The sequence below is a fragment of the Bacillota bacterium genome, assembly GCA_030019365.1.
Taxonomy (GTDB): Bacteria; Bacillota; Sulfobacillia; order JACIYH01; family JACIYH01; genus JACIYH01.
In genome coordinates, this window is record JASEFA010000002.1 from 431,133 (window position 1) to 453,633 (window position 22,501).

The window sequence follows — 22,501 nt, forward strand, 5'->3', positions numbered from 1 at the left end:
ATCCCTCCTTTCTAGCGCTTCCTGCTGTGGGTACTCGATACGTCCTCTGCCCTTCAGGTCCGGCCGCCTCAGGCGCCGCCGCCGGTGGAGCCCCGCCCCCGTCGGACTGTGGTCACCAGCGGTAGTGGGCAAACGCCCGGTTGGCTTCCGCCATGCGGTGGGTGTCTTCCTTCTTCTTGACGGTGCCTCCCTGGCCGGCGGAAGCATCCAGGATTTCCCCCGCCAGGCGCTCTATCATGGTGCGCTCGTTCCGCCCGCGGGCAAACTGCACCAGCCAGCGCATGCCCAGCGACACCCGGCGCTCGGGCCTGACCTCGATGGGGACCTGGTAAGTGGCACCCCCGACCCGGCGCGGCCGTACCTCCAGGGACGGCATGGCGTTCTTGAGCGCCTGCTCGAACACCTCCAGAGGATCACGGCCCGATTTCTTGCCCACGATGTCGAAGGCCCGGTACACGATGTTCTCCGCCACGGACTTCTTGCCGTCCCACATCATGTTGTTGATCAGGCGGGCAACCATCTCGCTGCCGTACATGGGATCACCAGCCATGCTCCGCCGGGGGACCCTTCCTCGCCTCGGCATCCGCCTTCACCTACTTCTTGGGCCGCTTGGCCCCGTACTTGGAGCGACCGCGCATGCGCTTCTGCACCCCGCCGGCATCCAGGGTACCGCGGATGATGTGGTAGCGCACGCCCGGCAGGTCCTTGACGCGGCCGCCCCGCACCAGCACCACGGAGTGCTCCTGCAGGTTGTGACCGATGCCGGGGATATAGGCGGTTACCTCCACCCCGTTGGATAGCCGCACCCGGGCGATCTTACGCAGGGCGGAGTTGGGCTTCTTGGGAGTAACCGTACCCACACGCGTGCACACGCCCCGCTTCTGGGGGTTCCCCTGCAGGGCGGGCGACTTGGACTTGCGCCGGGGAGTCTCCCTCCCCAGCCTCACCAGCTGATTGAAGGTGGGCACTCCATCACCTCACTTCCTACTTCAGGATGGCGGCCGACGCCGCCCCCACCTGTATTCCGCATGCCTTCCCCAGGAGGGCCATGAAATCGACCCATTCCACGGGGGTTCCTTTCTCCTGGCACATCCTGACCAGATCCGATACCACGCGCTCTTCCGCGTCCCTGGCCAAGAATACGCACAGGACGTTCCCTTTTTCTACGGCCCGCAAGGTCTGCTTGGTACCCACCGTGCGCCTCCGGGCCGCCTTGAGATCGTCCAGGGTCAAGCCATAACCCTCCCGGAGCACACTTTGTGATTGTAGCATCCGCCGGCATCGCTGTCAATGTGAGAGCCGGCGCACCGGTTCTCCGGCACCACCCTACCTGCGCCCGTCTCAGTCCGAACCTGCTTCGCCCTCCGCTTCCAGCTCTTGCGTCCAGTCCGCCTCCATTTCCTCCGGCGCCCAGGCCTCGGTAGCTTCTTCCTGAGGCAGAACGGGAGGCTGCGCCAGCTTTACCACCTCCAGGCGACGGTAGCGGCTCATCCCCGTACCCGCCGGGATCAGCTTGCCTATGATCACATTCTCCTTCAGCCCGATGAGAGCGTCCTGCTTCCCCTTGATGGCGGCCTCGGTGAGCACCCTGGTGGTCTCCTGGAAGGACGCCGCCGCCAGGAAGGAGTCCGTCGCCAGGGAAGCCTTGGTGATCCCCATCAGCATCGGCCGCGCCACGGCGGGCTGACCGCCCTCTTCCAGCACGCGGGCATTCTCCGCTTCGAACTCCCACATGTCGGCGAACTGGCCGTTCAGAAGGTCGGTGTCACCCGGGTCGTCCACCCGCACCCGCCGCAGCATCTGGCGGATAATGATCTCGATGTGTTTGTCGTTGATGTCCACACCCTGCATGCGGTACACCCGCTGCACTTCCGACAGGAGGTACTGCTCCACCGCCCGCAGGCCCTTCACCCGGAGCAGGTCGTGAGGGTTGATGGAGCCCTCGGTGAGCTCGTCGCCCGGCTCCACCTGGTCGCCCTCCTGCACCTTGAGGCGGCTACCGTACGGGACGCCGTAGGTCGCCAGCCCCTCGCCGTCGTCGCCGACTATTTCCAGCTCCCGCCTGTTCTTGCCTTCGCTGATGCGCACGGTGCCGCCCACCTCGGCGATGAGGGCCTGGCCCTTGGGGCGACGGGCCTCGAACAGCTCCTCCACCCTGGGCAGACCCTGGGTGATATCCTCGGCCGCCACACCTCCGATGTGGAAGGTGCGCATGGTCAACTGGGTACCGGGTTCGCCGATGGACTGGGCCGCTATGATCCCCACCGATTCACCCGGTTCCACCAGGTAGCCGGTGGCCAGGTTGCGCCCGTAACAGCGCACGCATACCCCGTGGCGGGTCTTGCAGGTGAACACCGACCGGATCTTGACGGATGGGACACCGGCCTCCATCAGGCGGGCGAAGTCCGGTTCCCGGATCTCCTGATTGGCCCCCACCAGCACCTCCCCGGTTTCGGGGTGGGCGATGTCCTCGAGGGCGCAGCGGCCGACGATGCGGGAACGCACGCTCTCCAGGGTCTCCCCGGCCGGGGCCTGGATCACTATACCTTCCTCGGTGCCGCAATCCTCTTCGCGCACGATGACGTCCTGAGCGACGTCCACCAGGCGTCGGGTGAGGTACCCGGAGTCCGCCGTGCGCAGGGCGGTGTCGGCCAGCCCCTTGCGGGCGCCGTGGGTGGAGGTGAAGTACTCCAGCACGCTGAGACCCTCGCGGAAGGACGACCGTACGGGGACCTCGATGACCCGCCCGGTGGGGTCCACCATGACCCCGCGCATACCCCCGAGCTGGGACATCTGCTGCACATTGCCCCGCGCACCCGAGTGCGCCATCATGAAGACCGGGTTGAACTTATCCATGTGGGCCAGCTGTGACTGGGTGACATCCTCCTTGGTCCGCTCCCAGATGTCGATGACCTTGCGGTACCGTTCCTCGTCCGAGATGAGACCGCGGCGATACTGCTCCTCCACCATGTCCACATCGCGCTGGCCCCTGTCCAGCAACTCCGCCTTATCCGGGGGCATGGTGACATCGCCCACGGCGATGGTTATGCCCGCCCGGGTGGCAGCGGAGAAAGCCAGCTCCTTGATCCCGTCCAGCACCTCGGCGGTGCGCGTGTTCCCGAACTGGTGATAGCACCGGGTCACAATCTCGCCCAGCGCCTTGCGGTCGACCACCCGCTCGTAATACCGGGGTCGCATCTCCTCGGGCAGCCTCTCGCAGAAAAGCAGGCGCCCCAGAGTGGTGGAAACCCGCCGACCGCCCATGCGCACCTGGATGCGCGCGTGCAGCCCCAGGTATCCGTGCTCGTGGGCCATGATGGCCTCCTCCACAGAGGCGAACACTCCACCCTCGCCCCTGTCCCCCTCCCGGTCCACGGTGAGCCAGTAAGACCCCAGCACCATGTCCTGGGTGGGGGTGACCACGGGCGACCCGTCCTTGGGGTTGAGCAGGTTGTTCACAGAAAGCATGAGGATGCGCGCCTCGGACTGGCCTTCCGCGGAAAGGGGCACGTGCACCGCCATCTGGTCGCCGTCGAAGTCGGCATTATAAGCCGTACACACCAGGGGGTGGATCTGGATGGCCCGCCCTTCCACCAGCACCGGCTCGAAAGCCTGGATGCCCAGCCGGTGCAGAGTGGGGGCCCGGTTGAGGAGCACCGGGTGTTCCTTGATGATGTCCTCCAGGACGTCCCACACTTCCGGTCGGGCCCGCTCCACCATGCGCTTGGCGCTCTTGATGTTGTGAGCCTGGCCGTCCTTCACCAGCCTCTTCATCACGAAGGGCTTGAACAGCTCCAGAGCCATCTCCTTGGGTAGACCGCACTGGTAGAGCCTCAGGCGCGGCCCTACCACGATCACGGAGCGGCCCGAGTAGTCCACCCGCTTGCCCAGGAGGTTCTGCCGGAACCGCCCCTGCTTGCCCTTGAGCATGTCCGAGAGGGACTTGAGGGCACGGTTACCCGGCCCCGTCACCGGCCGACCCCGGCGGCCGTTGTCGATCAGGGCGTCCACCGCCTCCTGCAACATGCGCTTCTCGTTGCGCACGATGATGTCCGGGGCTCCCAGGTCGAGAAGTCTCTTGAGGCGATTGTTGCGGTTGATGACCCTCCGGTAGAGATCGTTGAGATCCGAGGTGGCGAAACGCCCGCCGTCCAGCTGCACCATGGGGCGCAACTCGGGCGGGATGACGGGGATGGCCTCGAGGACCATCCACTCGGGACGGTTCCCTGACTTGCGGAACGCCTCCACCACCTCCAGGCGGCGGATGGCGCGCACCTTGCGCTGGCCGGTGGCGGTAGTCGCCTCGTGACGCAGCTCCGTCGCCAGCTCGTCCAGGTCAATCTGCTCCAGCAGCTTCTTGATGGCCTCCGCTCCCATGCGGGCCTCGAAGTTGTGGCCGTACTTCTCCCTTGACTCCCGGTACTCGGCTTCGGTGAGGAGCTGCCTCTCCAGAAGCGGCGTGGTACCAGGGTCGGTCACGATATAGGCGGCGAAGTAAAGCACCTTCTCCAGTGCCCGCGGGGAGATGTCCAGCAGGAGTCCCATCCGGCTGGGGATACCCTTGAAGTACCAGATGTGCGAGACCGGGGCCGCCAGTTCGATGTGGCCCATGCGTTCCCGCCGCACCTTGGCCCGGGTCACTTCCACGCCGCAGCGGTCGCAGATGACTCCCTTGTACCGGACCCGCTTGTACTTGCCGCAGTGGCACTCCCAGTCCCGGGTGGGTCCGAAGATGCGCTCGCAGAACAGGCCATCACGCTCCGGCTTAAGGGTGCGGTAGTTGATGGTCTCCGGTTTCTTCACCTCGCCCCGGGACCAGGCGCGGATCTGGTCGGGAGAGGCCAGCCCGATGCGGATGGAATCGAAGAAGTTCACGTCCAGCAACGCGCTCGCTCCCTTCGCCTTACTCCTCGTCCTCTTCGTCGCGGGCCTCGGCCTCCCGCAGCTCCTCCAGGCTCTCGGAAAGGTCGTCGTCACCGTCCGAGGCCCCCATGCGCCCGCCGGAGGCGAGGGCGGCCGGCGCCGCTTCGTAGGTCTCCACTTCTTCCAGGCTTTCGGCTTCTTCCAGCTCCTCATCTGCGTCGGCGTATATCGTTTCTTCGCCTATCTCGCCCGCATCTTCAACCGGTCCCGCCACCTCGCGCTCCAGGCGGCGCGCGCTCGGGCGGGCCTCCATCTCATCCTCGACTTCCTTGAGCTCGATGTCACGCCCCTCCTCGTCCAGGACACGCACGTCCAGGGCCAGGCTCTGCAGTTCTTTGATGAGGACCTTGAAGGACTCGGGCACGCCGGGCTCGGGTACGTTCTCGCCCTTGACGATGGCCTCGTACGTGCGCACCCGCCCCAGAACATCGTCCGACTTGACGGTGAGCAGCTCCTGCAAGGTGTAGGCGGCACCGTACGCCTCCAGCGCCCATACCTCCATTTCCCCGAACCGCTGGCCCCCGAACTGCGCCTTCCCGCCCAGGGGCTGCTGGGTAACCAGGGAGTAGGGACCCGTGGAGCGGGCATGGATCTTGTCGTCCACCAGGTGGGCCAGCTTCATCATGTAGAGGTATCCCACGCATACATCCTGGTCGAAGGACTGGCCGGTGCGACCGTCACGCAGGGTGATCTTCCCCGAGCGGGGTAGCCCCGCCTGCTCAAGCAGATCCAGGATCTCATCCTGGCGGGCGCCATCGAACACCGGGGAGGCCACATCAAGCCCCAGCACCCGGGCCGCCCAGCCCAGGTGGGCCTCCAGAATCTGCCCCAGATTCATGCGCGACGGCACCCCCAGGGGGTTCAGCACAACCTGCACCGGAGTACCGTCAGGTAAAAACGGCATGTCCTCCTGGGGGAGGATGCGGGCGATGACACCCTTGTTGCCGTGGCGCCCTGCCATCTTGTCGCCCACGGAGATCTTACGCTTCTGCGCCACATACACCCGCACCAGCTGGTTCACGCCGGGCGGCAGCTCGTCTCCCCGCTCCCGGGAGAACACCTTCACGTCCACCACCACACCGGACTCCCCGTGGGGGACACGCAGTGAGGTGTCCCGCACTTCCCGGGCCTTTTCGCCGAATATGGCCCGCAGCAGGCGCTCTTCGGCGGTGAGCTCGGTCTCGCCTTTGGGCGTCACCTTGCCCACCAGGATATCGCCCGGCCGCACCTCCGCCCCGATGCGGATGACACCCCTCTCGTCCAGGTCCTTCAGTACATCCTCACCCACGTTGGGGATTTCCCTGGTGATCTCCTCCGGTCCCAGCTTGGTGTCGCGGGCGTCGCACTCGTACTCCTCGATGTGAATGGAGGTGAACACGTCCTCCTGCACCAGATCATCGGAGATGAGGATGGCGTCCTCGTAGTTGTAACCCTCCCAGGGCATGAACGCCACCAGCACGTTCCGGCCCAGGGCCAGTTCGCCCGCATCGGTGGAGGCCCCGTCGGCCAGGACGTCCCCTTTGTTCACCCGCTCACCCTTGCCCACCACCGGGCGCTGGTTCATGCAGGTACCCTGGTTGGAGCGGGCAAACTTCAAGAGCCGGTGCGTGACCGTCCTGCCGGAGTCGTACCTGACCCTGATCTCGGTGGCGGCAACCGATTCCACCACCCCATCCTCGGGGGCCAGCAGCACCACGCCCGAGTCGTACGCCGCCCGAAACTCCAGGCCGGTCCCCACCAGGGCGGCTTCCGTGCGCAGAAGGGGAACCGCCTGCCGCTGCATGTTGGATCCCATGAGGGCACGGTTGGCGTCGTCGTGCTCCAGGAAGGGGATGAGCGCGGTGGCCACGGAGACGATCTGCTTCGGGGAGACGTCCATGTAATCCACGTCGGTGGGCGGTACGTACACGATGTCCCCCCGGTAACGGGCGATCACCCGGGGCCCCACCAGGCAGCCGTCGGCATTCACGGCGGCGTTGGCCTGGGCGATGACGCATTCGTCCTCCTCATCGGCGCTCAGGTACACCACCTCGTCCGTAACCCGTCCCAGGTCCTTGTCTACCCTGCGGTAAGGCGCCTCGATGAACCCGTAAGGGTTCACCCGGGCATAGGTGGCCAGGGAGCTGATCAGGCCGATGTTGGGACCCTCGGGGGTCTCGATGGGGCACATGCGCCCGTAGTGGGAGTGGTGCACGTCCCGCACCTCGAACCCGGCCCGCTCGCGGGAGAGGCCACCGGGGCCGAGGGCGGACAGCCGCCGCTTGTGGGTGAGCTCCGCCAGCGGGTTGGTCTGGTCCATGAACTGGGAGAGCTGGCTGGACCCGAAGAACTCCCGCACCGCCGCAGTAACCGGGCGGATGTTGATGAGCACCTGGGGGGTGACCGACTCCACGTCCTGGATGGTCATGCGCTCCTTGACCACGCGCTCCATGCGCGCCAGCCCGATGCGGAACTGGTTCTGCAGAAGCTCGCCCACGCACCTGAGCCGGCGGTTGCCCAGGTGGTCGATGTCGTCCACCGAGCCCAGCCCCCGGAACAGGTTGAGCAAGTACGATATCACCGCCACGATGTCCTCTTTGGTGACCGTTTTGACGGCAAGGGCGGGAGCACCGTTGGCCAGCACCGGTATGACTTCCCCGTCGGGAAGCCGCACCTTCAGCCGGGCGATGCCTGCCGCGTCGATCCTCTCCGCCAGACGGCGGTCGATGACGCTGCCCGGGTCGGCGAGCACCTCGCCGGTGCGGGGGTCAATCACCCGGCCGGCGGCCAGGGTGCCCACCAGACGGCGCCGCAGGGACAGCTTCTTGTTGAGCTTATACCGGCCCACGGAGGCCAGGTCGTACCGGCGCGACTCGAAGAACAGGGAGTCGAGCAGCGTCCGGGCCGACTCCACCGTGGGCGGTTCCCCCGGCCGCAGGCGCTTGTAGATCTCGATCAGGGCTTCATCGGTCGACCTGGTGCTGTCCCGCTCCAGGGTGTTCTTGACCCGGGGGTCGTCGCCGAAAAGCTCCAGGATGTCGTTGTCGCTCGAATAGCCCAGCGCCCGCAGGAGCACGGTGGCCGGCAACTTGCGAGTGCGATCCACCCGCACCCATGCCACCTCAGAGGAGTCGGTCTCGAACTCCAGCCAGGCTCCCCGATTGGGAATGATGGTGGCGTAGTACAGAGTGACTCCCGAGACCGGGTCCGGTTGAGAGGAAAAGTAGGCTCCGGGGGACCGGACGAGCTGGCTCACCACAACCCGTTCCGCCCCGTTGATGACGAACGTACCCTGGTCGGTCATGAGGGGAAAATCCCCCATGAACACCTGCTGCTCCTTGACCTCGCCCGTCTCCTTGTTGATGAGCCTGACTTTCACCTTGAGGGGCGCCGCATAGGTGACGTCCCTCTCCTTGCACTCCTCCACGTTGTACTTGGGTTTGCCCAGCTCGGGATCCAGGAACTCCAGCACCAGGTTGCCGGTGAAATCCTGGATGGGGGAGATGTCACGCAGGAGTTCCCGCAACCCTTCGCGAACAAACCAATCGTAGGAGTTCTGCTGGATCTCGATGAGGTTGGGGATCTCCAGCACTTCGGAAATGCGCCCGAAGTTGCGCCTTTGCCGGCGACCGGCCTGCAGGGCCAGGGCCATGCGCTTTCACGCTCCCGTCCTCGGTTTTTCCCACTCCATCCCGACCAAAAACGCCAAAAGCAAAGCCCTCCCGGGCTTCGCCCCTGGGCGAACACTAGTTGCGCTCACAAGCGATAACCATCGCCAAGTTATTGTAGCTCCAAACCGTACGGATTATTCCGGCCCCCCCGTGGGCGGCACCCTGCTACTTTATCACACCGCGCTGGCTCCGTCAATAGGGAGAGCTCGTTCCCCTCGTTCCCGCAGCGCAGAAGCGATGGCCCGGGGGAACGCCTCCCGCCCGGCGTCCCCCCGGGGCCCCCCTCACTTGATCTCCACTTCGCCGCCCACGTCGGTGATCTTCTTCTTGACCGACTCGGCTTCTTCCTTGCTGACCTTCTCCTTGATGGGCTTGGGGACGGCGTCCACCAGATCCTTGGCCTCCTTGAGGCCCAGACCGGTGAGTTCGCGCACCACCTTGATGACCTGGAGCTTGTTGTCGCCGTATGACTTCAGGATGACGTCGAACTCGGTCTTCTCTTCCTCCTCAGGGGCTGCCGCCGGCGCCGCCGGCCCGACCGCAGGGGCCGCCACCGCCACCGGCGCGGCTGCGCTCACCCCGAACTCCTTCTCGAACGCCTTCACCAGTTCCGCCAGCTCCAGAACCGTCATGCCCTTGACAATCTCGAGGACCTGCTCGATCTTAGACATCTCATTCCCTCCCCACATGGTCTTAGACCCATCACGCGACCGCATCTTCCCTCTGCCGGCGCACCGCATCCAGCACGGTTACCATCCCGCGCAGCAGCCCGGCCAGGCATCCGGCCATGCCCGCCAGGGGTGCCTGCACGCCGCCCAGCACCCGGGCCAGGAGCACCTCGCGGGCGGGCAGCTCGGCCAGCCGGGCCACACCCTCCGCATCCACAACCTGCCCTTCCACCCAGGCGCCCTTGACAAGCGGCATCCTGAACTCGCGGATGAATCCCTGCAGCACGCGGGCGGCCACCACGGGATCCTGGTAAGAAAACGCCACTGCCGTGGGCCCTTCGAGATAAGGGTCCAGCCCCGTCGCCCCCACCTCGCGGGCCGCCAGGCGGAACAGGTTGTTCCGCACCACCCGGTATTCCACCCCCGCCTCCCGGAAGCGCCGGCGCAGTTCGGTCGTGCTCGCCACGTTCAGCCCCCGGTAGTCGGCCAGCACCACGCCCCGGCACCGGGCGAGCTTCTCCCTGAGGTTGACCACCGTCTCCACCTTCTCGGGTTTGGGCAATCATCTCCCCCCCCTTTCCGTTTCGCAGATTCTTCCGGCACCCGATGCGCACCCACAGGCCGCCGGGGGACGCACCCGCGAATCACGCGCCGTCAGATCGGCGACTCATGCACCGTCAAATCAGGCGGGCCCCCGCCGCCGCGCGAGGGCCCGCGAAAGATCCCGCTATCACCGATAGCGGACCCATCTCTCATGCACCCTCAGCCTCGGCAGGCGTCCTGCGGGGACCTTGAGGCCGTTCGCACCGGCCACCTGCTGTCTTAAGCTGACATCCCCTACCCTACCACAACTCGCCCCGCCCGTCAACTTCCTGCGCCCAGATCCTGCGCCCAGAACGAGCGGTTGACGGGGGCCCGGGCAGGGCCTATAATCATAGCGGTTGAGTTAAACAGTTGTGGAAGTATGGAGGCCGCCATCACTGCCGGTGCTACCAGGTAGCGTGAACCAGGGGGCCCATCGGAGGGAGCGGGATACCGGTGAAGAAGAGGGCACCCGCCGCGGAGAGGGATACGTGCGACGTATTCACTTACGACCTGGCGCGGGTGCGGCGGTTGCGCAAACAGCTGCGGCGCATGGACGAGCTGGCGGAGCTGTTTTCTGCCCTGGGTGATCCCACCCGGGTGAAGGTCGTCTACGCCCTGTCACAGGAGGAGATGTGCGTCTGCGACCTGGCCGCCCTGGTGGGGTTGAGCCTGCAGGCGGTCTCCTACCACCTGCGCCTGCTGCGGGCCCTGCGCCTGGTCAGGTACCGCCGCCAGGGCAGGAGGGTCTTCTACTCCCTGGATGACGAGCACGTGGCGGCCCTGGTCAGTCAGGGCATGGCCCATGTGGAGCACGACTGACGGAGGGACCACCGTGGAACACGCCCACTCCTGTCATCATTGCGCCTCAGACACGCCCTCCCGGGAAAGGGAGGGACCACCTGTCCCGGGCCGCATCGGCCTGGCCGCCGCCCTGCTCCTCGCCGGCTGGCTGCTGGAAGCGCGGGGACTGGCGCTGCCCGGCCGCGTTACCCTGGTCGCCTCGCTCCTCCTGTCGGGGTGGCCCGTCATCGGGCGCGGGATACGGGGGATGGCGCGGGGGTCGTTCGACATCGATGGCCTCGTCACCGTGGCCGCGGCTGCCGCACCCTTCATCGGTGAGTGGGTGGAGGCCGCCCTGGTAATGCTGCTCTTCGCCGTGGGCGAGGGCCTGGAGGAACTGGTGTCCGAACGCAACCGGCGGTCCCTGGAGGCCCTGCTCGATTCCGCACCCCGTTTCGCGCGGGTACGGCGGGGCACCGACGAGGTGGAGGTGCCCGCCGAACACCTGGTGCCGGGCGACGTCTTCCTGTTGCGCCCCGGGGACCGGGCTCCCGCGGACGGCCGCGTGGTGGCGGGCAGTTCCGCCCTGGACGAGGCGGCCATTACGGGGGAAGCGTTCCCCGTGCCCAAGGCCGTGGGTGACGGCGTGTACGCAGGCAGCATCAACCGGGAGGGGTTCCTGGAGGTGGAGGTCACCCACCGGGCCGCGGAGAGCACTTTCTCCCGCATGATCCGGCTGGTAGAGGAGGCGCAGGAGGTCAGAGCCCCCTCCCAGCGCCTGGTGGACAGGTTCGCCCGCTATTACACTCCCGCGGTGATCGCGGCTGCCGCCACCATGGCCCTGGTACCCCTCCTCACCGGGGCACCGTGGCACGCCTGGATGTACCGGGCCCTGGCCCTGTTGCTGGTATCGTGCCCCTGTGCCCTGGTCATCTCCACCCCCACCGCCATCGTGGCCGCCATCTCCGCCGCCGCCCGACGCGGCATCCTGATCAAGGGGGGCACCCACCTGGAAGCCATGGGACGGCTGCGGGTGCTGGCTTTCGACAAGACCGGTACCCTCACCCTGGGGTCGCCCCGCCTGGTGGAGGTCATCGCCGGCCCGGGTCACAGCGAGGGAGAAATCCTGGCCCTGGCAGCGGCGGTGGAGGCGGCGTCCGAGCACCCCATCGCCCGGGCGCTGGTGAGAGAGGCAGGAGAACGGGGCATCAGACCCTCCCCAGCGAAGGATTTCCGCGCCATCCCGGGGCTGGGAGCACGGGCCCGAGTTGATGGACGGGAATGCCTGGTCGGCAACGCCCGCCTCTTCGCAGGCTGGCAGGTCCCCGACGGGGTGGCACGCGGGGCGGCCGCCCTGCAGGCCTCGGGCCCCACGGCAGTGCTGGCGGGATGCGCGGGGGAGGTGTGGGGAGCCCTGGCCGTGGCCGACACCGTGCGCCCCGGGGCACGGGAAGCGGTGGCGCGCCTGAAGAAGATGGGCATCGGCCACCTGGCCATGCTCACCGGGGACCACCTGGCGCCTGCGCGGGCGGTGGCCCGAGACCTCGACCTGGACTCGGTCCGCCACGAGTTGCTTCCCGAGCAAAAGGTGCAGGCGGTGAGGGACCTGCGCACCCGGTACGGCGAAGTGGGGATGGTGGGGGACGGTGTGAACGACACCGCCGCCCTGGCGGCCGCCTCCCTCGGGGTGGCCATGGGGGCGGCGGGCACGGAAGCCGCCCTGGAGACGGCCGACGTCGCCCTCATGGGTGACGACCTGGGCACCCTCCCCGACGCCGTCGCCCTGGGCCGCCGCACCCTCCACGTCATCGGGCAGAACGTTGCCCTGGCGGTGGGCGTCAAGCTCCTGGCCCTGGTCCTGCTTGCCCTGGGCCGGCTGGACCTGTGGATGGCGGTGCTGAGCGACAGCGGCACCGCCGTGCTGGTCACCCTCAACAGCATGCGCCTGCTGCGCGGCCCCGCCCGCGCCGGGCGCGGGCTGCCTTCCCCGGGGCAGGAAACCCTTAGCCCGCCGTAGAATCCCGGCCCCGTGAAGCGGAACGCGATCCTGTTCCTGGTCTCCGGGGCCATGTCCAGTGTGGCCATGGGCGCCTTCATGACCACCCAGGGACTTTACATCATGTGCCTGGGTTACGGAGAGGAGCTCCTGGGGCTCATCCTGTCCGGACGCATGGTAGCAGGCGCCGTGGGCGCCCTGCCCGCCGGCATGATCTCGGACCGCTACGGGAGAAAGAAGCTGGGGGCGTCACCCACCGTGGTGGGGTTGATCCTGTCTCTGAGCAACGGGGCCACCGCCGTGGCCGGGCTGCTCGCCCCCGCCCTGGTCCCCCGACTGGGCCGGGTGCGTACCGTGGTCTTCACCCAGGTGGCATCCATCCCGTTCCTGCTCATGATAGCGGTGCCGCCCTGGCTGTGGCTGGTGGGGACGGCCATGTTCTTCCGCAACGCCCTCATGAACATGTCCAGCCCGGTGGCGGCCAGCTTCTCCATGGAGATCATGGAACCCCAGCTGCGCGGCACCACGTCCAGCCTGATGCGCATCGCCGACAGCCTGGCCCGGGCCGCAAGCAGTCTGTGCGCGGGCTGGATCATGGCCCGCTGGGGGTACGATCTGCCCTACGTGTTTACGGCCGCCCTTTACCTGGCAGCCTCCCTGCTCTACTACCGGCGGTTTCGCGAATACGATGCCCGGGATACGAGGTGAGGTTGACATGGCGGGCTCCACGTGCGTACAATGGGCACAAAGCCATGAACGGGAAGAGTAGCCCGCTTCCCCGCCCCCAGAGAGGGCCGGCCAGGTGTGAGCGGCCCGGGAGGGAACGGGCAAAGTGCCCCCGCGAGCTGCGGCACCGAACCAGAGTAGGTGCTGCCGGCCACCCCCGTTAGAGGGATGGGTTCGGACGGGGCGTCCTTCGGCGGGATTACCCGGACGGACCCCTGAGCGGGATCGTGAGACGCGATCCAATCAGGGTGGGACCACGGAGAAACCCTTCCGCCCCTGGGCGGAAGGGTTTCTGCTTCATCCCCCGCCCCGCCCGCAGGCCGGGCCGGCAGGACGGGGGCTCATGCCAGCGCAAAGGAAGGGGGCAGAGAGTCGTCCATGGGTGCGTGGGAAAGGCTGCGCGAAGACGTGAAGACCGTGTTCGAGCGCGACCCCGCTGCCAAGAACCTGCTGGAGGTGCTCCTGTGTTATCCCGGGCTCCACGCCATCTGGCTCCACCGCATCGCCCACTGGCTCTACCGCCGCCGCATGTACGTGGTGGCCCGGCTCATCTCCCACCTTGGCCGCTTCGCCACCGGCATCGAAATCCACCCCGGGGCCCGGTTTGGGCGGCGGGTCTTCATCGACCACGGCATGGGCACCGTAATCGGAGAGACGGCCGAGGTGGGGGACGACGTCACCCTGTACCAGGGGGTCACCCTGGGCGGCACCGGCAAGGAAAAGGGGAAGCGGCACCCCACGGTGGAGGACGGGGTCATGATTGCGGCGGGCGCAAAGGTGCTGGGCAATATCAGGGTGGGCACGGGCAGCAAGATCGGCGCCGGAGCGGTGGTGATCAGGCCGGTGCCGCCCGGGTGCACCGTAGTGGGGGTGCCCGGGCGGGTAGTCAGACGGGAGGGCCAGGCCGTCCCCCGTCCCGACCTGGAGCACGGCGACCTTCCCGATCCAGTGGCAGAGGCTCTGGCCGCCCTCCTCCACCGGCTGGAACACCTGGAGGCCCAGGTGGCGGAGTTGCAGGCTCAGTCCTCTTCGATCACAATGCGGTGATCCATCAACTGCAATTCTTTGATGCGGGCCCGGATCACCTTCTCCTGTCCGTACAGGTCCTGCAGCAAGAGACGGTCATCCTGCGGGCGGACCGTCACCACGTCGTCCATCACCACTTCTTCCCGTCCCTCACGAAGAGTGACCACGCGCGACTGGCACATCCCTGCTTCCCTCCCCGTTAGGTAACACGACTATTCATATGATAGCACACCGCAGGGCGTGACGACAGCCTGCCGAACCGGCGCCGCACGGCATCACAGCCCCGCGGTTGCCGGCCAGGGCGGGCGCTATTACAGGGCGAGGGCCACGCCCTCGGCCCGGGGGTCGGAAACCCCGGTAAGGACCCCGGTGGTAGGGTCGCGCAAGACGAGTTGCACGGCGCCCCCACCTGCCCACGGCCCCACCAGGCGCACGGGGTGGCCCCGGCGCTCCAGCTCGGCCACCACATCCGCTGGCATGCGCGCCTCCACCCGCAACTCCTCGGGTTCGCCCCAGTGGGCCGGGTCGGTTGCCGGGTAAGAAGTCCACCGCGGGAACTCCACCGCCGTCGCCGGATCGAACCCCCGGTCCACGAGGCCGACCAGGATCTGGAGGTTCCACTGGGGCTGGCCGTCTCCTCCCGGAGTACCCCCGACCAGCCAGAGTTCCCCACCCCGGAAGACCATGTAGCAGTTGAGGGTATGTACGGTGCGCTTACCCGGTCCCAGACAGTTAGGGTGCCCCTCCATAAGGGTGAAGCCGCGCCCGGCCCGATTGTTGAGCAGGATGCCGGTCCCGGGCACCATCACCCCCGACCCAAAAGCAAGGGAGAGGCTCTGGATGAGCGATACCGCGTTGCCACGCCCGTCCGCCACAGCCAGGTAGGTGGTGTCACCGTCGCTTCGGTCCGCCCCGGGATACCAGCCCGGACGCGCCCGGTCGGGATCGATTTCCCGGCGTCTACGCGCCGCGTACTCCTTGCTCAGCAGCCGCCCCAGGGGAAAGGGAATGCGGCGGGGGTCGCCGGCGAAGCGCAGGCGGTCCTCGAAGGCCAGCTTCTGCGCCTCCACCATCAGGTGAACAGCAGTCGCCGTGTCGGGGACGCCCAGGTCGAAACCTTCCAGGATGTTCAGTCCCTCGAGCAGGATAAAACCCTGGGAAGGAAAGGTGGTCTGGAAAACCGTCATCCCGCGGTAGGTGGTGGCCAGGGGCTCCCCCACCTCGCTCGCGTAGGAGGCCAGGTCCTCCGGTGCGAAAAGGCCACCCCCCGCCTGCGAGCAGGCCAGCAGGCGCCGGGCCAGCTCTCCCCGGTAGAGGTCGGCGGGATCGCGGGCCAGTCGGCGGAGCGATTGGCCCAGGTCGGGCTGACGGAGGACTTCCCCCGCCCGGGGTGGTTCGCCCCCCGGCAGGAACACCTCGCGGGCGACGGGGTCCGCCTGCAGCTTGACTCGCTGGGACCAGATGTCCGCCGCCAGGGAAGGAGTAACCACAAAGCCCTCTTCGGCGTATGAAATGGCCGGCTCCAGCAACTCTGCGAGCGGTCGGGTTCCCGCCAGGGCCAGGGCGCGGACCCAGGCGTCCACCGCCCCGGGCACCGAAACCGACAGGATGCCTTCCCGGGGCATGGTGTGGTACCCCCGTTGCCGGTAGACCTCGGGGGAGGCAGCCCGCGGGGCGGGACCGGAACCAGAGATGGCGGTGACGCGCCCGCGCTCCGCCTCGTAGGTCAGGAGGAAGGCGTCGCCCCCGGGGCCGCACATCTGGGGTAGCACCACGCACGCCACGCCGGCGGCGGCGATGGCGGCATCGACCGCATTCCCTCCTGCCCGCAGCACCTCCACCCCCGCCAGGGTGGCCAGAGGGTGCGCCGTGGCCACCACCCCCCTGGAGCCCACCACAGGACGGCAGGGCCGCCCCGTCCAGGCGGCCTGCTCATGATCGACCATAGACTTGACCCCCACTGACAAATCCCGCCTCCCCACCGTCTGGCGAATCAGGCGGGTCGCTCGGCGGCCCGCTGGGCCCGCAGCGGGTTGATGCGGATGCCAGGGCCCATGGTGGAAGATACTGTCACGGTGCGCACGTAAGTCCCCTTCGCCGCGGCGGGGCGGGCGCGCAGGATGGCCTCCATGAGGGCGTGAAAGTTTTCCAGCAGCCGGTCGGACTCGAACGAGACCTTCCCGATGGGCACATGTACGATACCCGTCTTATCCACCCGGAACTCGACCTTGCCCTGCTTGATCTCCCGCACGGCAGCGGCCACGTCGAAGGTAACCGTCCCCGTCTTGGGGTTGGGCATGAGGCCTTTGGGCCCCAGGATGCGGCCCAGCCGGCCCACCATGCCCATCATGTCCGGTGTGGCCACCGTGGCATCGAAGTCGAGCCAGCCACCCTGGATCTTCTGGACCAACTCTTCGGCGCCCACGTGGTCGGCCCCCGCCGCCTCGGCCTCCTTGGCCTTATCCCCCTTGGCGAAGACCAGCACCCGCCGGGTCTTCCCGGTACCGTGGGGCAGGACCACCGCCCCCCGCACCATCTGGTCGGCGTGGCGCGGGTCGACACCCAAACGCACGGCCACCTCCACGGTTTCGTCGAACCTGGCCGTCGCGGTCTTCTTGACCACATCCATGGCCTCGGCCGGGTCGTACAGGGTGGCGCGACTCACCTGTCTGTCGGCCTCGAGGAATCTCTTGCCGTGCTTTGCCATCTCCTGAACCTCCTGTGGTGATGATCGGTCGCCGCCGCGACCTCCCACTACCCGAATGCCGCATGCCGCCGGGCGCCCGCCACGGCGCTACCACACCTGTGCCCGACCGGGCCCCGGCTCATTCTCCCCCGATCTCGATGCCCATGCTGCGCGCGGTACCGGCCAGGATGCGCTCCGCTGCCTCCACATCCTGGGTATTCAGCTCGGCCAGCTTGCGCTGGGCGATTTCCCGCAACTGCTGCCGGCTGATGCGCCCCACCTTGTTGCGGTTGGGCTCACCGGACCCCTTTTCCACCCGGGCCGCCTCCCGCAACAGCACCGAGGCCGGAGGAGCCTTGGTGACGAAGGTGAAACTGCGGTCCTGGTAGATGGTGATCTCCACCGGGACGATGGTGCCGGCCTGGGCGGCCGTGCGCTTGTTGTACTCGTCGCAGAAGGCCTTGATGTTGATGCCGTGCTGGGCCAGGGCCGGACCCACGGGGGGAGCCGGTGTCGCCCTGCCCGCCGGTAGCTGCAGCTTGACCACTGCCACCACTTTCTTCGCCATCGACGCGAACCTCCTACAGCTCCTGTACCTGACCGTAATCCAGCTCCAGGGGGGTCTCCCGGCCGAATATGGACACCAGCACCCTGAGCTTGCCCTTCTCGGGGACCAGTTCCTGCACCGTACCCACGACGCCCGCAAAGGGCCCTGACTTGACCCGCACGCTCTGCCCCACCTCGTAGTGAACCTTGGGCTTGGGTTCCTCGTCACCCATCTGGCGGAGCAGTTCGCGTACTTCGTCGGCCAAAAGGGGCAGCGGACGCGGGCCTGTGCCCACGAAACCCGTCACTCCAGGGGTGTGGCGCACCACGTACCAGGATTCATCGCTCATGATCATTTCCACCAGGACGTAACCGGGATAGATCTTCTTCTTGGTGATCTTGCGCTTGCCGTCCTTGATCTCGATCTCGTCCTCGGTGGGGACCACCACCCGGAAGATGCGATCCTCCATCCCCATGGACCTGACCCGCTTCTCCAGGTTGGCCTTCACCTTGTTCTCGTATCCCGAGTACGTGTGCACGACGTACCAGCGCTTTTCGTTCATGACTGGTACTTCGACCCCCGTCACCGGATGATCAGCCTCAGCAGGCCGCTCAGCCCGATATCGAACACCCAGATCACCAGGCCCACGATGGCGGTGGACGCCACCACCACCAGAGTATATACCATGGTCTCCCGCCGGGACGGCCACACCACCTTCCGCATCTCCAACCTGGTTTCGCGGAAATAGGCTACGGCGTTCCGGTAAGTGCGGCGGATTGCGGCGACCAGCCTCTGCTCGGGGGAAAGAAGGCGTACCCGGGCCACCCGCGGCCGGGCCCGCACCCGAGCCGGAGCACCGGGCTTGCCGCCTTCCCTACCGACCGGGGAGTGTACTGTCCGGGCAGGGGACGTCCGCCCGGGCCCGGGTGCGGCGGACCGCCGGGCAGCTGTCGGGACGGATGATGAGGCGTGTCTTCCTTTCCCGGTGCCCACCTTTTCCTTGATCGCCGCCTTACCCCCCACTCTACCTTCCCCCCAGGACAAAGTTAAAGCGGCAATCTGCCGCAATCATGAACTGGCAGGCCCGGAGGGATTCGAACCCCCAACCCGCGGATTTGGAGTCCGCTGCTCTGCCTGTTAGAGCTACGGGCCTGCACTGCTAGACGGGAGCGGGACTACCTGGTCTCGCGGTGGAGGGTGTGGCGCCTGCAGGTGCGACAGTACTTCTTGAACTCCAGCCGGTTGGGATCGTTCTTCTTGTTCTTGGTACTGGTGTAGTTGCGTTCCTTGCACTCCGTACAGGCCATGGTAACGATAACCCGCAAGCACTGCACCTCCGATCGCAAGCCTAACTCTAGCACAGCCGTGAACACACTGTCAAGCCAAGCTGCCAATCCACTGCCAAACGCCAACTCCCGGCAGGCCACGGGGCAGCGGCAAAAAAGCACCGCCTCTGATCGCCAGTTCCCCGAAACGGGGTCCGGTCAACTGTTGCCCCTCTTGCTGACCAATGCTCTGCTATGTTGCGTGCTGGCGCTGGCGCCTCACCACGGGCAGGCGCCAGTTTACCCAGGCGATGATACCGCCGGCCAGATTGTAGACGTGCTCAAACCCCGCGTCGCGAAGTGCACGTACCGCTCTGCCGCTCCGCTCCCCGACCTCACACACCAGGATCGCCGGCCTCTCCGGGTCGATCTCTTCCGAGCGCCACGCCAGTTCACCCAGCGGGATCAGACGCGAACGGTCAATATGCTCGCGCTCGTATTCATGAGCTTCCCGTACGTCGATGAGCTGGGCACCTCGCCCCAGGAGCTCGACGGCCTGCAGGGGGGTAACGTCTGCTGTCTCTCCCCCGGCCCCGGTCGCGGGAGTCCGCGGAGCGGCAACGCCGGACGCGGCCTGCGGGAGGCCGCCGCCGGGGGCGGGTGGAGCAGGGATAGCGTGCGGTACGGGTACGCCGCAGAATTCCTTGTAGTCGACGAGGGCCGTGATGGTCGGGTTGTCACCGCAGGCCGGACAGTCGGGCCGGCGCTCCCACCGGACGACGTGGTGCTCAACGGCGAGGGCGTCGTAAATGTACAGCCGGTTCGACAGCGTCCTGCCGATCCCGAGGATGAGCTTGATGGTCTCCATGGCCTGCAGCGTCCCCATCTGGCCCGCCAGCGCACCGATGATCCCCACCTCGGCGCAACTGGGCACACTGCCGGGAGGAGGCGGCGTCGGGAACAGGCAGCGGTAGCATCCCTTACCAGGCTCATACACGGTGGCCTGCCCCTCAAAGCGCAGGATAGCAGCGTCAACCAGAGGCTTCCTCAAGAGCACGCAGGCATCGCTCAGCAGGTACCTGGTGGGGAAGTTGTCGCACCCGTTTACCACCACGTCGTAGTCGGCGAGGATTTCCAATGCGTTTTGCGAGTCGAGCACCGTTTGGTAGGCAATTACCCGGACGTCGGAGTTCAACGCTTCGATGTGTCGCCGGGCGGATTCGGTCTTGGGCATGCCCACGCTGGCATCGTCGTGGATCACCTGCCGCTGGAGATTCGAGCGGTCCACCACATCCCCATCCACGATGCCGATGGTGCCCACACCCGCTGCGGCCAGGTACAGGGCAGCAGGCGAACCCAGGCCCCCCGCACCTACGATCAGCACCCTGGCGTCCAGGAGACGCTTCTGGCCTTCCACACCTACTTCGGCCAGGCGGGTGTGGCGCGAGTAACGCTCCATCTGGTCGGGCGTGAGGAAGGGGACACCCCACGTACTCTGCATTGTATGTCCTCCTTCCCGGCAGAGACTCGCTCGCGATCAAACCAAGCTGGTGCGGTGCCCACGGGCGCTGAACCCCGGCAAGTCGCCCCGCGATGCGATGCCCCCGCGATGCAGCCGCCCCGTTGACAGCGCCACGATCACATTATATAGTTGAGCGAACCAATTGGGTAGCTCCACAAACTCAGGAGGCTACGGGGATGGCGGACGGAACGCGGATTAACGAGGACGTCACCAGGCTCGTAGGAAACACACCCCTGGTGCGCCTGAACCGGGTGACCCGGGGATGCGTGGCCACGGTGCTGGCGAAGCTCGAGTTCTATAACCCATGTGGCAGCGTCAAAGACCGCATCGGAGTTAACATGATAGAAGCGGCAGAACGGGCAGGCCTGATCGGAGAGGATACCGTGATCGTGGAACCCACGAGCGGCAATACCGGGATTGCCCTGGCTTTCGTGTGCGCGGCCAAAGGCTACCGTCTCATCCTGACCATGCCCGAGACCATGAGCCTCGAACGCCGGGCACTCCTCAAAGCTCTGGGGGCCGAACTGATCCTCACCCCCGGCCCGGAGGGGATGGCGGGGGCAGTGCGTAGGGCCGAGGAACTGGTTGCCGGGCGGCCCGGGTACTTCATGCCCAACCAGTTTGCCAACCCGGCCAATCCCGAGATCCACCGGCGCACCACGGCCGAAGAGATCTGGCGGGATACGGGGGGGCGGGTGGATACACTGGTGGCGGGCGTGGGCACGGGGGGTACCATCACCGGGGTGGCCGAAGTAATCAAGTCCCGCAAACCTTCCTTCAAGGCCATAGCCGTGGAACCGGCCGGCTCCCCGGTGCTCTCCGGGGGCAGCCCTGGCCCCCACAAGATCCAGGGGATTGGAGCGGGCTTCGTCCCGGCAGTGCTCAACCTGGCCATCGTCGACGAAATCGTCCAGGTGACCAACGAGCAGGCCTTCGACATGGCCCGGCGTCTGGCCCGGGAGGAGGGATTGCTTGCCGGCATCTCCTCCGGTGCCGCGACCCACGCCGCCGTCGCGGTAGCCCGTCGTCCCGAGAACCAGGGGAAACTCGTCGTCGTGATACTGCCCGACACCGGCGAGCGTTACCTGTCCACACCCCTCTTCCAGGAGGGCTAGCGACGGCCAGGCCCCTCAGAACCTGCTAGATGTAGTACATGGGGGCTTCGCCTGACAGTTCCTCCTGCCGCCCGGCCAGGCCGGCCAGGGTGTACTGGCGTAGTGTGTTCTCTACAATATCGGTGAGCCGGACCCACACCTCTCGCATGGCACAGCGGGGGGCCCGTGGACACACATCAGGCCGGTCCACGCATTCCACCGGAGCCAGTGATCCCTCGGCTGCCCGCACCACATCGGCCAGGGTAACCTCTCGTGGCGGGCGGGCCAGCGCAATGCCCCCGCCTGTACCGCGGTGGGTCGTCACCAGCCCCGCCGACCTCAGCATGCCTACCAGCTGGGCCAGGTAGTCGGCAGAGATCTCCTGTTCGGCCGCCACCCCTTTCAGTTGCACCTGGCGACCGCGGGCATGAGCCCGGGCGATACTGACCAGCGCCCGGCAGGCGTAGCGACTGCGGGTCGAGAGCCTCAATCTGCCACCTCTTCTATCGCACCGACTGTCCACATATTAAGTTAGTGTATCGATTAGGTCAACTAGCCAATAGGCAGCCCGGCAACGCTCAGCCACACGGGACAACGTGGGTCATTGAAGGGAAGCGGCCCTGCACACGCCTGGCGTTCGCGGGGCCGCTTCTCCGAAGTTTATGGAGCTCACACCCGGGATCGAACCGGGGACCTCCGCCTTACCAAGGCGACGCTCTGCCGACTGAGCTATGTGAGCCCACTTATGTGCTTGGTTGCGGGGGGAGGATTTGAACCTCCGACCTCCGGGTTATGAGCCCGACGAGCTACCTGGCTGCTCTACCCCGCGACGCGATTCAATTGGATGGTGGAGAGGGCTGGATTCGAACCAGCGAAGGCTGCGCCAGCGGTTTTACAGACCGCCCCCTTTGGCCGCTTGGGTACCTCTCCGCCCTCTGGAGCTGGCGGTCGGACTCGAACCGACAACCTGCTGATTACAAATCAGCCGCTCTTCCGTTGAGCCACGCCAGCCCGGCCCGACAGCCAACGCTCA

General features: G+C 66.7%; 21 protein-coding genes and 5 tRNA genes. 5 read left to right on the forward strand and 21 right to left on the reverse strand.

Going from position 1 to position 22,501, the window contains the following annotated elements:
* Positions 1-112 precede the first annotated feature (112 nt).
* From rpsG to rplJ, 7 genes are all read right to left on the reverse strand, one after another.
* Positions 113-583, reverse strand: a complete 471-nt coding sequence (gene rpsG, locus QME70_05405) for a 30S ribosomal protein S7 (protein ID MDI6894035.1) — start codon at positions 581-583, stop codon at positions 113-115.
* A gap of 10 nt (positions 584-593) precedes the next feature.
* Entirely contained in the window at positions 594-968 is a 375-nt protein-coding gene (rpsL, locus tag QME70_05410; protein ID MDI6894036.1) for a 30S ribosomal protein S12, read from the reverse strand.
* A gap of 16 nt (positions 969-984) precedes the next feature.
* The gene (locus tag QME70_05415) at positions 985-1,233 is read right to left on the reverse strand and encodes a ribosomal L7Ae/L30e/S12e/Gadd45 family protein (protein MDI6894037.1); all 249 of its coding nucleotides are present in this window, start codon (positions 1,231-1,233) and stop codon (positions 985-987) included.
* Between the two features lie 108 nt (positions 1,234-1,341).
* A complete protein-coding gene (gene rpoC / locus QME70_05420; GenBank protein ID MDI6894038.1) occupies positions 1,342-4,884 on the reverse strand; it encodes a DNA-directed RNA polymerase subunit beta' in 3,543 nt (1,180 codons plus the stop codon).
* Between the two features lie 19 nt (positions 4,885-4,903).
* Positions 4,904-8,554 (reverse strand): DNA-directed RNA polymerase subunit beta, encoded by a 3,651-nt coding sequence (gene rpoB / locus QME70_05425; GenBank protein MDI6894039.1) that lies wholly within the window; start codon positions 8,552-8,554, stop codon positions 4,904-4,906.
* Between the two features lie 303 nt (positions 8,555-8,857).
* Positions 8,858-9,244, reverse strand: coding sequence for a 50S ribosomal protein L7/L12 (gene rplL, locus QME70_05430; protein MDI6894040.1), 387 nt, complete (start codon positions 9,242-9,244; stop codon positions 8,858-8,860).
* Positions 9,245-9,275: 31 nt separating this feature from the next.
* Positions 9,276-9,803: a 50S ribosomal protein L10 gene (gene rplJ, locus QME70_05435; protein MDI6894041.1), complete on the reverse strand. Its 528-nt coding sequence runs from the start codon at positions 9,801-9,803 to the stop codon at positions 9,276-9,278.
* Between the two features lie 476 nt (positions 9,804-10,279).
* Between rplJ and QME70_05440 the strand changes: the two genes are divergently transcribed.
* The 4 genes from QME70_05440 (at position 10,280) to cysE (ending at position 14,375) form a co-directional block, all read left to right on the forward strand.
* Positions 10,280-10,645 carry a metalloregulator ArsR/SmtB family transcription factor gene (locus QME70_05440; GenBank protein MDI6894042.1) on the forward strand — a complete coding sequence of 122 codons (366 nt, stop codon included), beginning with the start codon at positions 10,280-10,282 and terminating at the stop codon, positions 10,643-10,645.
* A 13-nt stretch (positions 10,646-10,658) separates the two neighbouring features.
* Positions 10,659-12,623, forward strand: a complete 1,965-nt coding sequence (locus QME70_05445) for a heavy metal translocating P-type ATPase (GenBank protein MDI6894043.1) — start codon at positions 10,659-10,661, stop codon at positions 12,621-12,623.
* A gap of 12 nt (positions 12,624-12,635) precedes the next feature.
* Complete coding sequence (locus tag QME70_05450) at positions 12,636-13,310, forward strand: MFS transporter (GenBank protein ID MDI6894044.1); 675 nt, start codon at positions 12,636-12,638, stop codon at positions 13,308-13,310.
* A 396-nt stretch (positions 13,311-13,706) separates the two neighbouring features.
* Entirely contained in the window at positions 13,707-14,375 is a 669-nt protein-coding gene (cysE, locus tag QME70_05455; GenBank protein MDI6894045.1) for a serine O-acetyltransferase, read from the forward strand.
* Here the strand turns inward: cysE and QME70_05460 are convergent.
* From QME70_05460 to moeB, 9 genes are all read right to left on the reverse strand, one after another.
* Positions 14,348-14,536, reverse strand: coding sequence for a CooT family nickel-binding protein (locus QME70_05460; GenBank protein ID MDI6894046.1), 189 nt, complete (start codon positions 14,534-14,536; stop codon positions 14,348-14,350). The two genes, cysE and QME70_05460, sit on opposite strands and share 28 nt — an antisense overlap.
* A 129-nt stretch (positions 14,537-14,665) precedes the next feature.
* Positions 14,666-16,300 carry a gamma-glutamyltransferase gene (ggt, locus tag QME70_05465; GenBank protein ID MDI6894047.1) on the reverse strand — a complete coding sequence of 545 codons (1,635 nt, stop codon included), beginning with the start codon at positions 16,298-16,300 and terminating at the stop codon, positions 14,666-14,668.
* A gap of 47 nt (positions 16,301-16,347) precedes the next feature.
* Complete coding sequence (rplA, locus tag QME70_05470) at positions 16,348-17,061, reverse strand: 50S ribosomal protein L1 (protein ID MDI6894048.1); 714 nt, start codon at positions 17,059-17,061, stop codon at positions 16,348-16,350.
* A 118-nt stretch (positions 17,062-17,179) separates the two neighbouring features.
* Entirely contained in the window at positions 17,180-17,608 is a 429-nt protein-coding gene (gene rplK, locus QME70_05475) for a 50S ribosomal protein L11 (protein ID MDI6894049.1), read from the reverse strand.
* A 13-nt stretch (positions 17,609-17,621) separates the two neighbouring features.
* Complete coding sequence (nusG, locus tag QME70_05480) at positions 17,622-18,149, reverse strand: transcription termination/antitermination protein NusG (protein ID MDI6894050.1); 528 nt, start codon at positions 18,147-18,149, stop codon at positions 17,622-17,624.
* 20 nt (positions 18,150-18,169) lie between these two features.
* The gene (gene secE, locus QME70_05485) at positions 18,170-18,430 is read right to left on the reverse strand and encodes a preprotein translocase subunit SecE (protein ID MDI6894051.1); all 261 of its coding nucleotides are present in this window, start codon (positions 18,428-18,430) and stop codon (positions 18,170-18,172) included.
* 233 nt (positions 18,431-18,663) lie between these two features.
* Positions 18,664-18,740, reverse strand: a tRNA-Trp gene (locus tag QME70_05490).
* Between the two features lie 22 nt (positions 18,741-18,762).
* Positions 18,763-18,912, reverse strand: a complete 150-nt coding sequence (gene rpmG / locus QME70_05495; protein ID MDI6894052.1) for a 50S ribosomal protein L33 — start codon at positions 18,910-18,912, stop codon at positions 18,763-18,765.
* Positions 18,913-19,105: 193 nt separating this feature from the next.
* Positions 19,106-20,353 carry a molybdopterin-synthase adenylyltransferase MoeB gene (gene moeB / locus QME70_05500; GenBank protein MDI6894053.1) on the reverse strand — a complete coding sequence of 416 codons (1,248 nt, stop codon included), beginning with the start codon at positions 20,351-20,353 and terminating at the stop codon, positions 19,106-19,108.
* A gap of 197 nt (positions 20,354-20,550) precedes the next feature.
* Here moeB and cysK point away from each other — a divergent pair, with 197 nt between their 5' ends.
* On the forward strand, positions 20,551-21,489 hold the full coding sequence (gene cysK, locus QME70_05505; protein MDI6894054.1) for a cysteine synthase A: 939 nt from the start codon (positions 20,551-20,553) through the stop codon (positions 21,487-21,489).
* Positions 21,490-21,514: 25 nt separating this feature from the next.
* On the opposite strand, the gene QME70_05510 is transcribed toward cysK, so the two are convergent.
* The 5 genes from QME70_05510 to QME70_05530 form a co-directional block, all read right to left on the reverse strand.
* The gene (locus QME70_05510; GenBank protein MDI6894055.1) at positions 21,515-21,958 is read right to left on the reverse strand and encodes an Rrf2 family transcriptional regulator; all 444 of its coding nucleotides are present in this window, start codon (positions 21,956-21,958) and stop codon (positions 21,515-21,517) included.
* Positions 21,959-22,131: 173 nt separating this feature from the next.
* Positions 22,132-22,207, reverse strand: a tRNA-Thr gene (locus tag QME70_05515).
* A gap of 13 nt (positions 22,208-22,220) precedes the next feature.
* Positions 22,221-22,297, reverse strand: a tRNA-Met gene (locus QME70_05520).
* A 16-nt stretch (positions 22,298-22,313) separates the two neighbouring features.
* A tRNA-Tyr gene (locus QME70_05525) sits at positions 22,314-22,398 on the reverse strand.
* Positions 22,399-22,404: 6 nt separating this feature from the next.
* Positions 22,405-22,479: transfer RNA gene (locus QME70_05530), tRNA-Thr, on the reverse strand.
* Positions 22,480-22,501: the final 22 nt, after the last annotated feature.

What these genes read in the sequence shown, in the direction of transcription:
- ggt (MDI6894047.1), bottom strand. Translation starts at nt 16,300, where the DNA reads ATGGTCGATCATGAGCAGGCCGCCTGGACGGGGCGGCCCTGCCGTCCT.
- rpsG (MDI6894035.1), bottom strand. Translation starts at nt 583, where the DNA reads ATGCCGAGGCGAGGAAGGGTCCCCCGGCGGAGCATGGCTGGTGATCCC.
- moeB (MDI6894053.1), bottom strand. Translation starts at nt 20,353, where the DNA reads ATGCAGAGTACGTGGGGTGTCCCCTTCCTCACGCCCGACCAGATGGAG.
- cysE (MDI6894045.1), top strand. Translation starts at nt 13,707, where the DNA reads ATGGGTGCGTGGGAAAGGCTGCGCGAAGACGTGAAGACCGTGTTCGAG.
- rpoB (MDI6894039.1), bottom strand. Translation starts at nt 8,554, where the DNA reads ATGGCCCTGGCCCTGCAGGCCGGTCGCCGGCAAAGGCGCAACTTCGGG.
- QME70_05460 (MDI6894046.1), bottom strand. Translation starts at nt 14,536, where the DNA reads ATGTGCCAGTCGCGCGTGGTCACTCTTCGTGAGGGACGGGAAGAAGTG.
- rplL (MDI6894040.1), bottom strand. Translation starts at nt 9,244, where the DNA reads ATGTCTAAGATCGAGCAGGTCCTCGAGATTGTCAAGGGCATGACGGTT.
- rplA (MDI6894048.1), bottom strand. Translation starts at nt 17,061, where the DNA reads ATGGCAAAGCACGGCAAGAGATTCCTCGAGGCCGACAGACAGGTGAGT.
- cysK (MDI6894054.1), top strand. Translation starts at nt 20,551, where the DNA reads ATGGCGGACGGAACGCGGATTAACGAGGACGTCACCAGGCTCGTAGGA.
- nusG (MDI6894050.1), bottom strand. Translation starts at nt 18,149, where the DNA reads ATGAACGAAAAGCGCTGGTACGTCGTGCACACGTACTCGGGATACGAG.
- rplK (MDI6894049.1), bottom strand. Translation starts at nt 17,608, where the DNA reads ATGGCGAAGAAAGTGGTGGCAGTGGTCAAGCTGCAGCTACCGGCGGGC.